Source organism: Flagellimonas halotolerans (genome assembly GCF_035818535.1).
Lineage (GTDB): Bacteria > Bacteroidota > Bacteroidia > Flavobacteriales > Flavobacteriaceae > Flagellimonas > Flagellimonas halotolerans.
In genome coordinates, this window is the sequence record NZ_JAYKYV010000006.1 from 22,080 (window position 1) to 38,000 (window position 15,921).

Genomic DNA, 15,921 nt, shown 5'->3' on the forward strand with positions numbered 1-15,921 from the left:
TTGCCTAACGGCAGTCAGGTTTGATTGTAGTTGCTTTAGTTTCTATGAATTTTATAGAAAACCCCCTCTCACCAAGGGGGGAAGTTTCCCTCCTATGGAGAGATTAAGGGAGGACTTAAAAGAACCTCAATCTTTTTGAAAACTATGGATTTCAAATCCATAATGGTTTATCTGTTCAAAAATGCAGAGTACATCCAAACCGATTTTTCCTGTTCACGGATGTAATCGCTCATCAAGGCGTTGGTACCCTCATCGTTGGAATCTCCGGACATTTCCAGAAGCTCCCTTTCCAAAGGTAACAGCACTTCATAGCCATTTAGGATTGCCTGAACAGCTTCCTTGCCGTTTGATACATTCTTTGCTGCTTCAATCTTGGATAGCGCTGAATAATCGGCATAATTGTGCAAAGGGGTGAAGCCCAAGGTCAGGATTCTTTCTGCAATTTCATCAATTTTCACTAATGAGTCGTTGTATAGCTCTTCAAACTTTGCGTGAAGTTCAAAGAACTTTTCGCCCTTAATGTTCCAATGGAATCCACGGGCGTTCATATAGAAAATTTGATAGTTGGCCAAAAGCTCGTTTAGCTTGTCGGATAAATCGCTGGATATTTTTTTATCGAGCCCTATTTTATTGAGTTTATCAGTCATATCGCTTTATTTTTAAATTGAATTAAAGATAGAGCAAATGTCCCGTGCTTAAAGTGATATAAGTCACATAGGGCAATGTCTTGGATACTGATAAATTAGCTTACCTATGAATAGTTTGAAGCCTGTCCGGACCTACGGATACAATTTTAATTGGTACGTTCAACTGCCCTTCCAAGAACGTAATATAGTCGTTCAGTGCAGTGGGTAACTCCTCTGCGTTGGTCAGTTTTGTAAGGTCTTTGGCCCATCCTTTCATTTCGGTATATACAGGGGTTACGTATTCCTCTTCAATATTGTAGGGCAAATGTTGGATTTCCTCTCCCTTATATTTGTAGGCCGTACAAACCTTGATGGTTTCAAAACCGCTTAAAACATCGGCTTTCATCATCATAAGCTCGGTTACCCCATTAATTTGAACGGCATATTTTAGGGCGACCAAATCCAACCAACCACAGCGTCTTGGCCGTCCAGTGGTGGCGCCGAATTCGTTACCTATTTTTGCCATTCTTGCCCCATCCTCGTCAAAAAGCTCGGAAGGGAACGGTCCGCTGCCCACACGGGTGGTATAGGCCTTGAATATTCCCAAAACTCTTTCAATTTTATTGGGAGCCACGCCTAATCCGGTACATGCACCGGCTGCCGTAGTATTGGATGAGGTTACAAAAGGATATGTGCCGAAATCAATATCCAATAAAGAGCCTTGGGCACCTTCGGCCAAAATCTTTTTGCCTTCTGCTTGGGCTTTAAAAATGTACTCCTCGCTGTCTATAAAGGTCAATTTTTTAAGTGTTTCCACACCTTCACAGAATTCTGCCTCAAGTTCGGCCAAATTGTATTGGATGTCCACATTGTAAAAATCAATCATGGCTTCGTGCTTATTGGCAAGGGCACGGTATTTTGTTTTCCAATCGTCAAACTCAAGATCACCGACACGCATACCGTTACGGCCGGTTTTGTCCATGTAAGTTGGACCAATGCCCTTAAGGGTGGAACCAATTTTGGCCTTGCCTTTGGAAGCTTCCGAGGCAGCATCCAATAAGCGGTGCGTTGGTAATATCAGATGTGCTTTACGGGATATGAAAAGCTTGGTTTCAATATCAATATTGAACTGCTCCAAGTTGTCCAGTTCCTTTTTGAAGATTACGGGGTCTATTACAACTCCGTTCCCCACAACATTTATGGCGTTCTTATGAAAAATCCCGGAGGGAATCGTGTGCAAAACGTGTTTTATGCCATCAAACTCCAAGGTGTGGCCGGCGTTGGGCCCTCCTTGAAATCGGGCTATAATATCGTATTCCTTGGTCAGTACATCAACAATTTTTCCTTTTCCTTCGTCTCCCCATTGGAGTCCAAGCAATAAATCTACCATGTAAAGTTCGGGTTATTCAGTTAGGTTTTTTTCTTTGTTTCGAGTTCCGTAGAAATATAATGAGTGATTGTTGATCTTAATGTCAAAAACCTCTTCAATTGTTTTTTTGATGGATTGAATGCGTGGGTCGCAAAACTCCACTACTTCGCCTGTATCGGTCAAGATAACATGATCGTGCTGACGGTCGAAATATGACTTTTCGTACTGTGCCTGATTTTTGCCGAATTGATGTTTGCGTACCAATTTGCTCTCCAATAATAGTTCAATGGTATTGTAGAGGGTGGCACGGCTTACCCTGTAGTTTTTGGTTTTCATTTTAATGTAGAGCGATTCCACATCAAAATGATCATCACTTTCGTAAATTTCCTGTAAAATGGCGTAGCGTTCAGGGGTTTTGCGGTGTCCTTTTTCCTCAAGGAACGAGGTGAACACGTTTTTTACAATTTCCTGATTTTTATTGTTTCCCATGGCTTTCTACCTATACTAAGGCACAAAGGTACAGTTAAAAATTAAATTCTACTTACTTTATCTATCCCTTCGACCTGCTTTAAACTGTTCATCAATCTTTTAAGGATATTGTTGTTTTTTACGACCAAGGTGATTTTTCCCTTAAAGGTACCGCCATCTGCACTAAAGTTGAGGTTGCGCATGTTCACGTGCATATTTTCGGAGATGATTTTTGTAATGTCCTTTACCAACCCCATGTTGTCTATTCCCGTAATTTTAATGTCAACGGAGAATTCCTCCTGACTGGAATCTATCCATTTGGCGCTGATGATCCGGTAAGCATAGTTGGACTGTAATGATATGGCATTGGGGCAATTTTTCTTATGCACTTTGATGCCATCGTTTACGCTTACAAAACCAAAGACTTCGTCGCCGGGAATGGGATTACAGCACTGGGACAATTTATAGTTGAGCCGTTCTTCCTCCTTGCCAAACACAAGTAAATCGTACTTGGTGGTAATTTCGTTTTTATCAACATCTTTAGGGGGGGGCGTTTTGCGCATCCGGTTCTTAAAGAAATTGATGAAGGCATTGTGATAGGAGGAAGAGAAATCCTTCAGCTTATCGTTGTCAATAACCCCGATGCCCACCCTGTAGAACAGGTCCAAGCTGGTCTTTAATTTGAAGAAAGTCACCAGTTTGTTGATGGTATCCTCGTTCAGGTTTATTTTTTGCGCTTTCAGTTTGCGTCGCAATATCTCCTTTCCTTCTTCGGCAACCTCTTTTTTCTCTTCGCTGAGCGATGATTTTATTTTGGACCTAGCTCTTGCTGTTTCGGCATAATCCAACCAGTTTTGGGTGGGTTTGGCGCTTTCCGAAGTTATAATCTCCACTTGGTCGCCACTGCGCAGCTTGGTTCCAAGCGGAACCAGTTTCCCATTTACTTTGGCACCGCGGGTCCTTAAACCGATTTCAGTGTGAATGTTGAACGCAAAGTCCAATGCCGTTGCACCCTTCGGCATGGATTTTAAATCTCCTTTGGGGGTAAAGACAAATATTTCTTTGGAGTATAGGTTCAGTTTAAACTCTTCAACAAAATCAACAGCATTGCCATTGGCACTTTCCAGTGCTTCCTGTAATTTGTTCAGCCATTCTTCTATACCTTGTTCTTTTTGTGCCCCGTGCTTGTATTTAAAGTGTGCCGCATAGCCTTTTTCGGCGATTTCGTGCATGCGCTCACTTCTGATCTGTACCTCTACCCATTTGCCCTTGGGGCCCATTACTGTAATGTGTAGCGCTTCGTAACCAGTGGATTTTGGTGAAGTAATCCAGTCACGTAATCGGATGGGGTTAGGAGTGAAGTGGTCGGTAACAATGGAATAGATTTTCCAGGCGAGGAATTTCTCGTTCTTTCTATCGGATTTGTATATGATCCGGATGGCGAATTTATCGTATACTTCGTCAAAAGAAACATTTTGGGCCTTCATCTTCCTGCGGATGGAAAAGATGGACTTCATTCGGCCTTTGATGTAATAATTCAAGCCTTCCTTGTCCAAGGATGTCCGGATTACGTTGGCGAAATCTTCGATATAGGCGGAACTTTCCTCCTCTGTCCCTTCTATTTTGGCCTGAATGTCGTTATATACTTCAGGCTCCGTGTATTTTAAAGAAAGGTCTTCCAAGTGGGTCTTGATGTTGTACAAACCTATCCTGTGTGCCAAAGGGGCATAGATATACAGCGTTTCGGATGCAATTTTCACCTGTTTGTGCTCCGGCATGGAGTCCATGGTGAGCATATTATGGTAGCGGTCTGCAATCTTAATAATGATTACCCGAACATCATCATGCAGGGTCAGCAGCATTTTTCTAAAGTTCTCAGCTTGCTGACTGATGTCTTTGTCTTTCTTTAGATTGGCAATTTTGGTGAGTCCGTCAACAATTCGGGCAACGGTCTCGCCGAACATCCGCTCAATATCGGCCAAAGTATATGGTGTGTCTTCAACTACATCATGGAGTAGGGCAGAGGCAATGGAAACGGCATCCAGGCCAATTTTGGACGCTACGATCTTGGCCACGGCAATCGGGTGGAAAATATAGGCTTCCCCTGATTTTCGTCGCTGATCCTTATGGGCATCCACGGCCACGTCAAACGCAGAACGAATCAACTTCTTGTCCTCATCAGTCAGCGTTTGGTAGCTTATGCGAAGTAATTCCTTGTACTGCTTCGCAATCTCCTTGTTCTCTTTTTCAATAGCAGCCTCTGTCATAGTATTTTAAATTTACTACAATCTTATTATCTAAACAACAAAATCTATGCCTTAAGGTTTCGGATACGTTCCACCAATGGAGGGTGGGAGTAGTGCACAAAAACATAGGCGGGGTGTGGCGTTAAGTTGCTCAAGCTTTTTTTGGACAACTTTTTTAAGGAAGATACCAGTGGTGTTGCCTCAAATGTGGTTTTGGCAAAATCGTCGGCTTGGAACTCGAATTTTCTCGATAAATAGTTCATGATCAAACCGGTGATTTCGGAGATTGGGCTGTACAACAGGGCAAAACCTACCAAAGCGGCATGGAAACTTGGTGTGGATACCCCAATGGCCAACGATATTTCAGGGTGGTTGATGAACAATGAAAGTATGAACAATGTCAGACCTGTGGTCAAGAGTGAGACAATAAGGTTGACAATAATATGCTTCTTCTTGTAATGACCTACTTCGTGGGCCAATACTGCCACAATTTCATCTTCGCTCAAATCATTGATCAAGGTGTCGAACAGGGTGATGCGTTTTTCTTTTCCAAAACCCGAAAAATAGGCATTAGCCTTTGTGGAGCGCTTGGAGCCATCGATCACAAAGATGTTTTGGAGCTCAAAACCCACTTTTTGTGCATAGTTTTCAATCGAACTTTTTAAACTGCCATCTTGCAAAGGTGTTTGTTTGTTGAAAAGCGGAACAATCAATCGACTATAAAACAAATTGATAAAAAGGATAACCCCGGCGACCATGGCCCATGCATACATCCAAAAATTGGGCCCTGTAGACTGGTAAAACAGCATAAACAAGGTCAGAATACCTCCTCCAAGAACGATGGTCAGGATACCGCCTTTTAATTTGTCCGATACAAAAATGGACTTAGTGGTTTTGTTGAACCCGTATTGTTCTTCGATGACAAAAGTTCGGTAGTATGAAAATGGCAATCCTAGAATAGAGCTGCCCAACATAATGATTCCGAAGAAAATCAAAGCCATTGGAATGGGTTCGTCGGTGAAGGAGCGAGTGAGTTGGTCCACCCATTCAAAACCTCCAAACAACAGAAAACATATTGTCAGCACAAGGGAGAACCCATCGGAAATCACCCCAAATCTATAGTTGGTCTGTTTGTACTGTTGCGATTTTCGATACTCGTTCTCATCATAAATATCGGCAAGCTCTGGGGGCAGTGTTGATTTGAAACGCTTGGCATTCAGATACTCCAAATACTGGTGAACCAGATATTGGACTACAAGGATGACTAGAATGACATAAAAGAGAGTATTTTTTTCCATAGCTTAAAATCCGCGCTGGCGCTTCGCCTCAAATATAAGTATTGCAGCGGATACCGAAACATTCATGGAGTCTATTTCTCCCTGCATCGGTATAATTATGTTTTGGTCGGAATTTTTAAGCCAATTTTCGGTCAATCCAGTAGCCTCGGTACCCATAACCAGGGCCGAAGCGGCTTTAAAATCACATTCCACATAATTTTTGGAAGCGGTTAGGGCAGCACAGTAAATTTTGATTTGGTTGGTTCGTAAAAAAGCAATGATTTCGTCCGTGGTCCCCACGCCTATTTGGTTGGTAAAAAGGCAACCTACGCTGGAACGTATAATGTTTGGACTATATAGATCGGACTTGGGGTTTGCTATTAAAACGGCGTCCACAGCGGCCGCATCGGCGGTTCGCAAAAGTGCGCCTATGTTTCCAGGTTTTTCTGGAGCTTCGGCCACCAGCACCAAAGGTGTTTTGTTTTTAAAGCAGATGTTCTCCAATGCATGATTTTTGGACAGCATCAACCCGAGAACACCTTCTGTGGTGCCACGGTGGGCAATTTTGCCATAAACACTTTCAGAAACTTGGATGACTTCAGGATTTAAGGACTTTGTAATGGACTCAATGGAAATATCGCCTATAATTTCAGGACAAAAAAGAAGGGTTTGCAAAGTATACCCTCCCTTTTGCGCCAGTTCAATTTCCCGTTGTCCCTCTACAACAAAAAGCCCGGTCTTTTTCCGTTCACGGGATTTTTCCTTTAGTTGAAGAACTTTTTTCACCAAGGGGTTTTGGGCACTACTGATTAGTTTAGCTTCCATACGCATGGTAAAAATAGCTATTCCTGTAATTATAAAAAGGGGTTTTCGACCAATTGATAAAAGTCATATCATGAACAAATTAACCATTCTAGGGTTTTTTCTGGTCGTTTTAGCCTGCAAACAAACGCCTAAAACCGAAACAGTTAAAAAGCCTGTTCCTCAGGAAATTGACGAATCCAAAACGAAGTACCCAGATGCCATGGTCAAAGTTTTTGATGCACATGGGGGTTTGGAGCAATGGAAGAAGCAACGAACATTGTCTTATGTTCTTCCAAAACCTGAGTTGTCCGAAACACACACTGTTGACTTGTGGTCCAGAAGAGATAGAATCGGCACCGAACAATTTTCAATGGGATTTGATGGTGAAAAAGCGTGGCTTTTGGATACAGATGAAAACTACAAAGGTGACGTAGGATTTTATCATAATTTGATGTTTTACTTCTATGCCATGCCCTTTGTGTTGGCCGATGATGGTATTATGTATTCCGCAACTGAAGATTTGGAATACGGAGGGAAGAAATATCCCGGCCTCCAAATAGCTTATGAGTCGGGAGTTGGGGCCTCATCTAAAGATGAGTACTTTATCCATTTTGATCCCGAAACCCATCAAATGGCTTGGTTGGGCTATACGGTGACCTACCAATCTGGGGAAAATTCAGATAATGTTAAATGGATTCGTTATGATAATTGGCAAGAGGTAAATGGATTGATTGTTCCTGAATCCATTACATGGCACAAATTTGAGGAAAGAAAAATTCTAGAGCCTGCAAGTACGGTCACTTTTGAAGAAGTTGGCTTGAGTGAGACCTCCAAACCTAAAGGGTTTTATGAAAAACCAGAAAATGGGGAATATGTGCCCATTAAAATGAATTAATCACACAAAACAAAAACGGCGCCCTTCCGAGCGCCGTTTTTTATTTTGGAATCTATTGTCCTTCTTTTTCTCTTTCGTATTTGCCCATGTACCGTTTCCAAAGTTCGGTCTGGTGGGTTTCCAACGAAATATCCCTACCATCAATATAGGCTTTAGTGAGTTTATTGGTTCGCATGTCCAATGCATCTCCCTCAGAAATAAAGAGGGTGGCACTCTTGCCTTCTTCCAGAGTTCCGTACCTATCATCAATACCCAAAATTTTGGCTGTGTTGCCAGTTAGTAATTGTAGGGCAGTTTCCTTATCTAGTCCATGAGCTACTGTTTGGCCTGCGTAAAAGGCAAGGTTCCTGGCTTGGAAGTTGGCGGCATCCTCATTTTGAAGGCCTACCAAAAGACCGGCATCCAACAATAATTTTGGTAATTTGTAGGTGATGTCGTAATCATCATCATCAAAACTTGGCAAGGCGTGTGTCCGTTCCACTAAAACGGCAACATCGTTTTCCTTTAGAAAATCAGCTATTTTGTTGGCTCTATATCCTCCAACGATTACCACGTGCTTCACGCCCATTGCTTTGGCCATGGTCACACCATCGGTCATCTCCTTTTCGCCATCGGCATGGATGTACAAACGTTGAGTCCCATCAAAAAGACCCTGCATGGCGGCAAACGGAAGGTTTTTCTCCGTCTCGCTTGTTTTTCCGTAGGCTTTGGAATTTTGGAAAAACATTTTGATGTCTTCCATTTCCTTCCCATAATCCTTGTTGGGGATATATCCTCTTTCTTCGCCCATCCACCAGCGGCCTCTTCTAAAAAAGTTTGGCCAGTTCATGTGGATCCCATCGTCTGTTTTTAAGGCAGCGTCTTCCCAGTTCCATGCATCAAACTGAACAATGCTGGAAGTTCCGGAAATGGTCCCGCCCTGTGGGGTTACCTGTCCGATTAATACACCGTTGGGACGCATACTTTCCACAACCTTGGACTCTGCGTTATAGGCTATCAAACTACGGACATGGGGAATCATCTCGCCAATTTCATCTTGATCGTCACTTGCTCTAACGGCATCGACTTCTACCAAACCAAGGGGCTTGGAAGGAGCGATAAAGCCTGGGTAAACATGTTTGCCCTCTGCATTGATCGTTGTCCCGGTAGTCGGTGTCGTAACATCTGCACCGATAGCGGTAATCTTTCCATCATTAAAAATAATGGTACAGTTTTCTATCACCTCGCCATTACCAACGTGGGCCGTCGCCCCTATAATGGCAACTTGTTCGGATTGAGGTGGGGCAGGGGTTTGTTGTGCGTTCAATGAAACCCCAAAAACAATTGCTATGATTAAAACTATTTTTTTCATGATTTATTTTTAAAGGGTGTCACAATTAAACTCTTCTTTCTTGCTTTGAACGGGAGTACGGGACTTTTCACCCTTCTTGTTCTCGTTCAACATCATACCAATAAGTTGGTTTCTTTCCTTTTTGATGGATTCTCGTAGCTTTTTGTCCTTTTCCAAGTCAAAATAAACTTTACCCTCGATCAATGTTTTTTCAGCTTTGGCATAAACCGATAGGGGATGGTCGCTCCAAAGCACTACATCGGCATCCTTGCCTTCCTCTATACTTCCCACGCGGTCGTCCAAATGAAGCAATTTGGCAGGGTTCAAGGTTACCGTTTTCCAGGCTTCAATTTCAGACATGCCTCCATATTTTACGGTTTTGGCGGCTTCTTGGTTCAATCTTCTGGACATTTCCGCATCATCGCTGTTAATGGCGACGGTAACACCTTGGCTGGACATGATGGCGGCGTTGTAAGGAATAGCATCGTTCACTTCATATTTGTACGCCCACCAATCACTGAATGTACCTCCACCAACACCGTGTTCGGCCATTTTATCGGCTACTTTGTAACCTTCCAAAATGTGTGTGAAAGTGTTCACACGGAAACCAAATTTCTCGGCGACTTTCATCATCATGTTGATTTCGCTCTGTACATAAGAGTGACAAGAGATGAATCGCTCTCCGTTTAGGATTTCGGCCAAGGTTTCCATTTCCTCGTCGTGGCGGTAAGGTTCACCGCTCTTTTTCTTTTCATCATATTCCTTGGCGCGTTGGAAATAATCGGTATATACCTGCTCAACGCCCATTCTTGTTTGAGGAAAACGGGAATAACTGCCCCAGTTGGACTGCTTTACGTTTTCTCCCAGAGCAAATTTGATGAACTTGGGTGAGTTGTCGAATACCATATCCTCGGCACTTTCTCCCCATTTCAATCTAAAAATGGCAGACTGTCCACCGATTGGGTTGGCAGAACCGTGCAACAATTGGGCGGTAGTAACCCCACCGGCCAAATCACGGTAAATGGCAACGTCTTTTGGGTCGATTACATCTTCCATACGTACTTCCGCGGAAGAATTGTGTCCTCCTTCGTTAATGGATAGCGCAGCAATATGTGTGTGCTCGTCAATAATTCCAGCAGTTAAGTGCTTTCCGGTGGCATCAACCAGGGTAGCTCCCCCAGCACGCAAATCTTTACCGACTTTGGAAATTTTACCATTTTTAATCAATACATCAGTGTTCTCCAGAATGCTCTCTCCTGTCCAAACGGTCGCATTTTTAAACAATATATTCTCTTGTTCAGGCTTTTTCTTGAAGCCATATCCAACATTGGGATAGGTCAAAGCCATAAGCTGGGGCTTTTCGTCAGTCTCCTTGTCTTTGGATTTTTCTTCAAAGGATGAAGTCTTTGTCATCGTGGCCTTAGTTTCATCACCATTGGGAAGCACCACACTTCCCGTAATGGTTTTAGTGTCCGGCAGAACATGGGCGACCATACGGTAAGAACCTACATTGTCTTCACTAAAAGAGATATTCAACCAATCGGAGGAATAATCTATCTTGGAATCTACTGTTTCGTCACCTTTTTTGATTTCCGCTTTTGGTTTATCGGCATCTCCTGTCAAGGAAACCTTGTAGGTGCTTCCGTTAACAGCGAGATTATAATCCCCACGAATATCGATGATGTCCATGCTCTCGATAACATTCTTGGTTCCCTGGACCCAGTTTTCGTAAAGCGTGGTCCCTTTGTCAAAAATATCACCAGAGGTAATCAAGAAGTTGGCTTGGCTTCCGGCTTGTAGTGATCCTATTTCGTTGGATTTTCCCAAGATCTGGGCGGGAACAGTGGTCAAAGCTTCCAATGCCTTGGTCTTGGATAGGCCATAGGTAATAGCTTTCATAATTTTTTCCTTCAAATCTTTGGGGGACTTAAGTCCGTGCAAAGTAATGGAGAAATCCACACCGTTATCGGCCAAAACCTTTGGATTTGATGGAGCCAAGTTCCAGTGCCTCATATCTTTCAAGGCAATGTATTTTGCCTCGTATGGGTTGGAAACATCGAATGCATCCGGAAAGTCCAGCGGTAGGATTAATTTGGCGTTGGTGGCCTTAATTTGATCAATACGCTCGTATTCATCGCCCCCGCCCAAAATGGTATATTGAATACCAAAAAGGTCTCCGATTTTATCAGCACGTAAAACGTTACCATTATCACCGGCAGCATAAATCTGGGTCAATCCCTTGTTGGCAATAAGTGCTTCCAAGGAACGGTCCTTGGTGTCCACATTGCCCTTGCTGTACCAGTCCATGTCGTAATAAACCTGGCGCATCAATGCCATGGCTCCCATTAGTGAGCCTGGATAGGATTGTCTCGAAGCAATGCTTTTTTCAAAAGAAAAATATTGCGCAGATTTATCGGATAGGATACGTTGTGCTTCGGATGCTTCATCGTTCAAAGCAACCAAAAGTCCTGTCCCTCTGGCAATACCATCTTCAATGTGCGCATTGATGGTTCCAAAACCTGCATTTCGAAGTTCTTTGGCCTCTTTTTCATCATAAGTAAAACTATTGATGGCATCGTTCTCTGGCATAATATGGTCGTTCCAGTAGAATCCTTCCCTGGATGGCCCATATTGTGCCGATCTTCCGCCGCCGTTGGCTTTTTTGGGAAGTTTTATTCCAAATCCTGAGAATACATCGATGAATGATGGGTAGATGGATTTTCCATTAAGATTTTCTACAACGGTATTTTTGGGAATGCTTACGGATTTACCCACTTGTACCACTTTGCCGTTTTGGATGAGCAAGGTACCGTTATTGATAACCTGTGTTGGGGTTACATAGATCTTGGCATTGGTGAATGCCGTGTAATTGTTGTTCTTCTTTGCCTTTACGCCATCATTTTTTGGAAAGTAGTCCTGCGCAAACAAAGAAACACTGCCCATGAAGAGAAACAGTGCTAAAAGTTTAAGTTTCATAAGGTTTGAATTGAATTAGTCGGTTTAAATATAACCTAACTCTAAGGACTCCACAAGTTTCAAGGGGAGTCTAACTGTTGATTTCGATAATTAATCATCAATCCAACAACAGAGTTGTAACTTTTGATGCCGTCCTTTTGGTTGTTAACCTTTAAAAAAGTGTTGAATACGGATTTAAATATGGGTTCCATGGGGTTCTCATATTTTTCCCAAAAATCGCGTAATTCATTAAAGTTCTCCTTTACCCCCTTGTTTATGGTGGCAACCATCTCATTGTATTGTTCCTCATCTTTATGAAAAAGATCGGTGAGACAATAGCCCAAGGCATGATTGTAAGCAGAATATTTAAAGTAAGGGTCTTCACTTTGAGAAGTGACCAAAAAACCGATAAAATTAGTGGCCCCCTCGGCCGAGTAGCCTAATTGATGGCCCACTTCGTGCCCGCTAACGGTGGGCAACCTAAATTTTGGGGTGATCCCGTTTATCTGTGCCTCGTTGGTAAAAGGGTTTAGGTAGCCGCCGTATCCCATAAAAGTGAGTGGAACACTGTATATGGAAGACTTTAGACTGCGGTGTTCGTATCCAAAATCGGGATATTGTTTTGCAAAGTTCCCGTAGGCCTCCTCCGTTTTTGAGAAGATTTCCTTTTTGGAGTAGGGTATATGCACGGGTGACACGGTATCTCCTGTCAACTCAAATTGATATTGGTTTGTTTTTTCGACAATGTATCGGGTTAAATTAACCAATTCGTCAACCGTGTATTCACGTTCAATGCCCAATTTCCAGTTGATGGGTTGTCGGTGATAGTTCATGCCCCAAAGTAGATGAAAGGCAAAATAAACGATGGAGAGTACTACAACAATATCCTTTAAGAACAATAGAGGTTTTCTTTTGATTCTTTTCCAATGCCTGTAAAGATATCCAATGGCTAAAATCACCAGGGCAGTGTACAACAAATCTCCAAAAGAGAAGGGAATCCAGCCAAACAAGGTTCGCAGCAAGCGGGAAATGTAGCTGTAAACCCCATTACTGTAATAATCCTCAACAAAGGTAGGGTAGCTGCTGAGCCATTTTACCAATAGTATTTGTACTGGAAGGGCTAGAGCTATGATTGTTTTGGTTTTTTGTCCCATCAAAAACGAAAGCAAAGCGTTATGAAAAATAAAAAGCCGCACAGAAAAGTACGGCTTTTTTATATTAAATCTGTTTGTGTTGTTATTATTGAATTCCAACAACTTCTATATCAAAGACCAAGGTGGAACCACCGGGAATAGGGCCATAATCATTGTCCCCATATCCTAAATGCGGGGGGATGAACAAGCGGAGTTTGTCCCCGACCTTCATGGTCAATAACCCTTCGCGGAAACCTGCCGCCAATTGTGCATCGGGGCTATAATCCATTGGGAAAGGTCGGTAACCGCCCTGATCTCTTCTTCCAGGGTTCAATTGGTTGAATTGCTCGGCAATTTCTTGGATATTGCTATCAAACAAATCACCATTGAACAACCATCCTGCATAGTTGACCAATACTTTTTGACCTATTTTGGGCTGCTCCCCATCACCTTCCTTTAAAGTTAAAATACGCAAGCCACTGGAAGTTTCTTTGGCCTCATTGATTTGTTCCGTAAACTGAGCGGCCAGATCTTCTTTCATTTTTTTGAATGCCTCTTCGGCTTCTTTGGCTTCCTCAAAATAATCGCTCATAATTTGAACGGCATCAAACTGTCGAGCTTCCTTGCCATTGCGAACAATTTCCACATGATCCATTACGATATCGGTAGTTGGCTTGTCGCCAGCTCCGGTTTTTACATTGGCAATGGAGTCCACCACATCCATTCCTGCGACCACTTCACCAAAAACAGTGTGTTTGTCATCCAACCATGGCGTTGCTTTGTGTGTGATAAAAAATTGGCTGCTGTTTGTCTTGGGGCCCCTGTTGGCCATGGAAAGGATTCCTTTTTTGGAATGCCTCAACGAATCGTTGAACTCGTCCTTAAAAGTGTATCCAATATTTCCACTACCTGTGCCTGTAGGGTCTCCTCCTTGGATCATAAAATCTTTGATGACCCTGTGGAAAACAATACCGTCATAGAATTTTTTGTCCTTGTACTCATCGGTCACGAAAGGGTTCTTGCCTTCGGCCAAAGAGACAAAGTTGGCCACGGTAACCGGGGTCTTTTTATATTCCAGCTGTATAATGATATCTCCCTTGGTAGTTTGGATATCTGCAAAAATGCCATCACCCAAATCGGCATACTTGCTCGACTTGCATCCTATGATCACTAGGAGAAATAAGGGTATGATGTAAAATAATTTCTTCATTGTTCAAGAATTTAGTTTAAACTGTCGTTGTCTATTATGATTGTATGTAATTCTACGGATGATTTAAGCGGCGTTTTTGGTCCAATGGCCTTGTTGTCTCCTTGATAGCCATAGGCTAGGGGAGACGGGAACAAAAATGTGGCCTTCTCGTTTATTTTTAAAAGTTTCACGGCATTTTGAAGCCCGGGAAACAATTGTTGCTTGTCTATTAGGTGAGATATTGGTCCAATTTCTTGCGCCGTATAAATGGTGTCGTTGCCCAAGCTCATCAAATTATAGGAAAATAAAATTTGATCACCTGTTTTTGGTTGATATGTTGCCGTATCGTTCTTGGACTCGTAATAGTACCAAAATCCATCTGGACTGGACAGGTATTCGTGAACAGTATCTTTGGAGATGATTCCTTGGATAATTTCTTCCTCTGCGGCCAAAAGTTTTTTGGTGCGTTCAATGGATTCCTTGTAAAAACTACCCGATTTAACTTCCTCCGGTTTTCTTGGTTCTGGACCTCCACAGCCCATAAGCATTACAATCAAAAGTATAGCTGGCAAAAATCTCATGGGTTCAATTTACTTTTATAGGTCTTCAAAATCTCATTGAATTTGGATATGGTCTCTTCCATGCTCACCTCGCTCCTGCCCCCGGCAGCATTGGTATGTCCTCCCCCATTAAAATGTGCTCTCGCAAATTCGTTAACGGAAAAATCCCCAACGGAACGTAACGAGATCTTGATAATGCCTTCTTCGCGATTTTCAATAAAAATGAGCGCAAAAATAATACCTTCCAAAGTTAGCCCATAATTTACGAATCCCTCTGTGTCCCCCTTTTTAAAATCGTATTGGTCCAATTCATCTTGGCTAAGGGTAATGTATGCCGTTCTATATTCGGGCAGAATCACCATATTGCTCAAGGCAATGCCCAGCAAATGCAGGCGAGAGGGCGAATTGGTATCAAAAACTTTTTGATGGATTTCCATATTGTCCGCACCCTTGTCAATAAGTTCGGCCACTACACGGTGCGTTTTGCTCGATGTGGAACGGTATTTAAATGAACCTGTATCCGTCATGATGCCTGTGTACAAATTCGTGGCGATGTCGGCATCAATAAGACTGGTTTCACCCAAAAAGTCAATAAAGTTGTAGACCATCTCACAGGTGGAGCTCATGGTAACATCGGAATAGGTCACCTTGGCATAATCACTTGGTTGTTGGTGATGGTCTATCATAATAAAATCTGCATTGGCCTCTTGCAAAACAGTTTCCATTTGTCCAACTCGGGAAAGGTCGTTAAAGTCCAAGGTAAAAATTACAGTGGCCTGATCAATACGTTCTTTGGCTTGCGAGTTTTCCTTTTCAAAATTTATGACCGTATCGTTTCCTGGCAACCATTTCAGAAATTTAGGGTAGTCATTAGGTGCCACAACGTGCACCGTTTGTCCCTTTTCTTTTAAAAAAGCATAGAGGGCCAAACAGGAACCCATGGCATCTCCATCGGGGTTTCTGTGGGGAACGATCACTATTTTCTGAGGTTGGGAAAGAATCGACTTTACTGTCGTGATATCCGCTGAATTCATGCGACCAAATATACAATATTATAATATAGAGGAAA

At 42.6% G+C, this 15,921-nt stretch carries 13 protein-coding genes; 1 reads left to right on the forward strand and 12 read right to left on the reverse strand.

Features of this window, described 5'->3' with window-relative positions; genetic code table 11:
- Positions 1-167: 167 nt before the first annotated feature.
- The 6 genes from VM932_RS08575 to VM932_RS08600 form a co-directional block, all read right to left on the reverse strand.
- A complete protein-coding gene (locus tag VM932_RS08575; protein ID WP_326278403.1) occupies positions 168-647 on the reverse strand; it encodes a Dps family protein in 480 nt (159 codons plus the stop codon).
- A gap of 100 nt (positions 648-747) precedes the next feature.
- Complete coding sequence (locus VM932_RS08580) at positions 748-2,016, reverse strand: adenylosuccinate synthase (protein WP_326278404.1); 1,269 nt, start codon at positions 2,014-2,016, stop codon at positions 748-750.
- Between the two features lie 12 nt (positions 2,017-2,028).
- A complete protein-coding gene (locus tag VM932_RS08585; protein ID WP_293168220.1) occupies positions 2,029-2,484 on the reverse strand; it encodes a Fur family transcriptional regulator in 456 nt (151 codons plus the stop codon).
- Between the two features lie 41 nt (positions 2,485-2,525).
- Complete coding sequence (locus VM932_RS08590; RefSeq protein WP_326278405.1) at positions 2,526-4,730, reverse strand: RelA/SpoT family protein; 2,205 nt, start codon at positions 4,728-4,730, stop codon at positions 2,526-2,528.
- Between the two features lie 44 nt (positions 4,731-4,774).
- The gene (locus tag VM932_RS08595) at positions 4,775-6,007 is read right to left on the reverse strand and encodes a M48 family metallopeptidase (RefSeq protein ID WP_326278406.1); all 1,233 of its coding nucleotides are present in this window, start codon (positions 6,005-6,007) and stop codon (positions 4,775-4,777) included.
- 3 nt (positions 6,008-6,010) lie between these two features.
- Positions 6,011-6,811: a TrmH family RNA methyltransferase gene (locus VM932_RS08600; protein ID WP_428979727.1), complete on the reverse strand. Its 801-nt coding sequence runs from the start codon at positions 6,809-6,811 to the stop codon at positions 6,011-6,013.
- Between the two features lie 70 nt (positions 6,812-6,881).
- Between VM932_RS08600 and VM932_RS08605 the strand changes: the two genes are divergently transcribed.
- The gene (locus VM932_RS08605; protein WP_326278409.1) at positions 6,882-7,685 is read left to right on the forward strand and encodes a DUF6503 family protein; all 804 of its coding nucleotides are present in this window, start codon (positions 6,882-6,884) and stop codon (positions 7,683-7,685) included.
- Between the two features lie 52 nt (positions 7,686-7,737).
- Here VM932_RS08605 and VM932_RS08610 read toward each other — a convergent pair whose 3' ends face one another.
- The 6 genes from VM932_RS08610 to VM932_RS08635 all read right to left on the reverse strand — a co-directional run bounded on the left by VM932_RS08610 (position 7,738) and on the right by VM932_RS08635 (position 15,886).
- Positions 7,738-9,036, reverse strand: coding sequence for an amidohydrolase family protein (locus tag VM932_RS08610; protein WP_326278410.1), 1,299 nt, complete (start codon positions 9,034-9,036; stop codon positions 7,738-7,740).
- 9 nt (positions 9,037-9,045) lie between these two features.
- Positions 9,046-11,991: an amidohydrolase family protein gene (locus tag VM932_RS08615; RefSeq protein ID WP_326278411.1), complete on the reverse strand. Its 2,946-nt coding sequence runs from the start codon at positions 11,989-11,991 to the stop codon at positions 9,046-9,048.
- A 59-nt stretch (positions 11,992-12,050) separates the two neighbouring features.
- Positions 12,051-13,124 carry a DUF3810 domain-containing protein gene (locus tag VM932_RS08620; RefSeq protein WP_326278413.1) on the reverse strand — a complete coding sequence of 358 codons (1,074 nt, stop codon included), beginning with the start codon at positions 13,122-13,124 and terminating at the stop codon, positions 12,051-12,053.
- Positions 13,125-13,209: 85 nt separating this feature from the next.
- Positions 13,210-14,313: a peptidylprolyl isomerase gene (locus VM932_RS08625; RefSeq protein ID WP_326278415.1), complete on the reverse strand. Its 1,104-nt coding sequence runs from the start codon at positions 14,311-14,313 to the stop codon at positions 13,210-13,212.
- Between the two features lie 11 nt (positions 14,314-14,324).
- On the reverse strand, positions 14,325-14,873 hold the full coding sequence (gene gldI / locus VM932_RS08630) for a gliding motility-associated peptidyl-prolyl isomerase GldI (protein ID WP_326278416.1): 549 nt from the start codon (positions 14,871-14,873) through the stop codon (positions 14,325-14,327).
- On the reverse strand, positions 14,870-15,886 hold the full coding sequence (locus VM932_RS08635; protein WP_326278417.1) for a DHH family phosphoesterase: 1,017 nt from the start codon (positions 15,884-15,886) through the stop codon (positions 14,870-14,872). The genes gldI and VM932_RS08635 overlap by 4 nt, the downstream gene beginning before the upstream one ends.
- Between the last annotated feature and the right edge of the window lie 35 nt (positions 15,887-15,921).

Bases quoted from the DNA above. Each gene is read 5' to 3' on its own strand.
- VM932_RS08575 (WP_326278403.1), bottom strand. From the start codon at position 647: ATGACTGATAAACTCAATAAAATAGGGCTCGATAAAAAAATATCCAGC.
- VM932_RS08580 (WP_326278404.1), bottom strand. From the start codon at position 2,016: ATGGTAGATTTATTGCTTGGACTCCAATGGGGAGACGAAGGAAAAGGA.
- VM932_RS08585 (WP_293168220.1), bottom strand. From the start codon at position 2,484: ATGGGAAACAATAAAAATCAGGAAATTGTAAAAAACGTGTTCACCTCG.
- VM932_RS08590 (WP_326278405.1), bottom strand. From the start codon at position 4,730: ATGACAGAGGCTGCTATTGAAAAAGAGAACAAGGAGATTGCGAAGCAG.
- VM932_RS08595 (WP_326278406.1), bottom strand. From the start codon at position 6,007: ATGGAAAAAAATACTCTCTTTTATGTCATTCTAGTCATCCTTGTAGTC.
- VM932_RS08600 (WP_428979727.1), bottom strand. From the start codon at position 6,811: ATGGAAGCTAAACTAATCAGTAGTGCCCAAAACCCCTTGGTGAAAAAA.
- VM932_RS08605 (WP_326278409.1), top strand. From the start codon at position 6,882: ATGAACAAATTAACCATTCTAGGGTTTTTTCTGGTCGTTTTAGCCTGC.
- VM932_RS08610 (WP_326278410.1), bottom strand. From the start codon at position 9,036: ATGAAAAAAATAGTTTTAATCATAGCAATTGTTTTTGGGGTTTCATTG.
- VM932_RS08615 (WP_326278411.1), bottom strand. From the start codon at position 11,991: ATGAAACTTAAACTTTTAGCACTGTTTCTCTTCATGGGCAGTGTTTCT.
- VM932_RS08620 (WP_326278413.1), bottom strand. From the start codon at position 13,124: ATGGGACAAAAAACCAAAACAATCATAGCTCTAGCCCTTCCAGTACAA.
- VM932_RS08625 (WP_326278415.1), bottom strand. From the start codon at position 14,313: ATGAAGAAATTATTTTACATCATACCCTTATTTCTCCTAGTGATCATA.
- gldI (WP_326278416.1), bottom strand. From the start codon at position 14,873: ATGAGATTTTTGCCAGCTATACTTTTGATTGTAATGCTTATGGGCTGT.
- VM932_RS08635 (WP_326278417.1), bottom strand. From the start codon at position 15,886: ATGAATTCAGCGGATATCACGACAGTAAAGTCGATTCTTTCCCAACCT.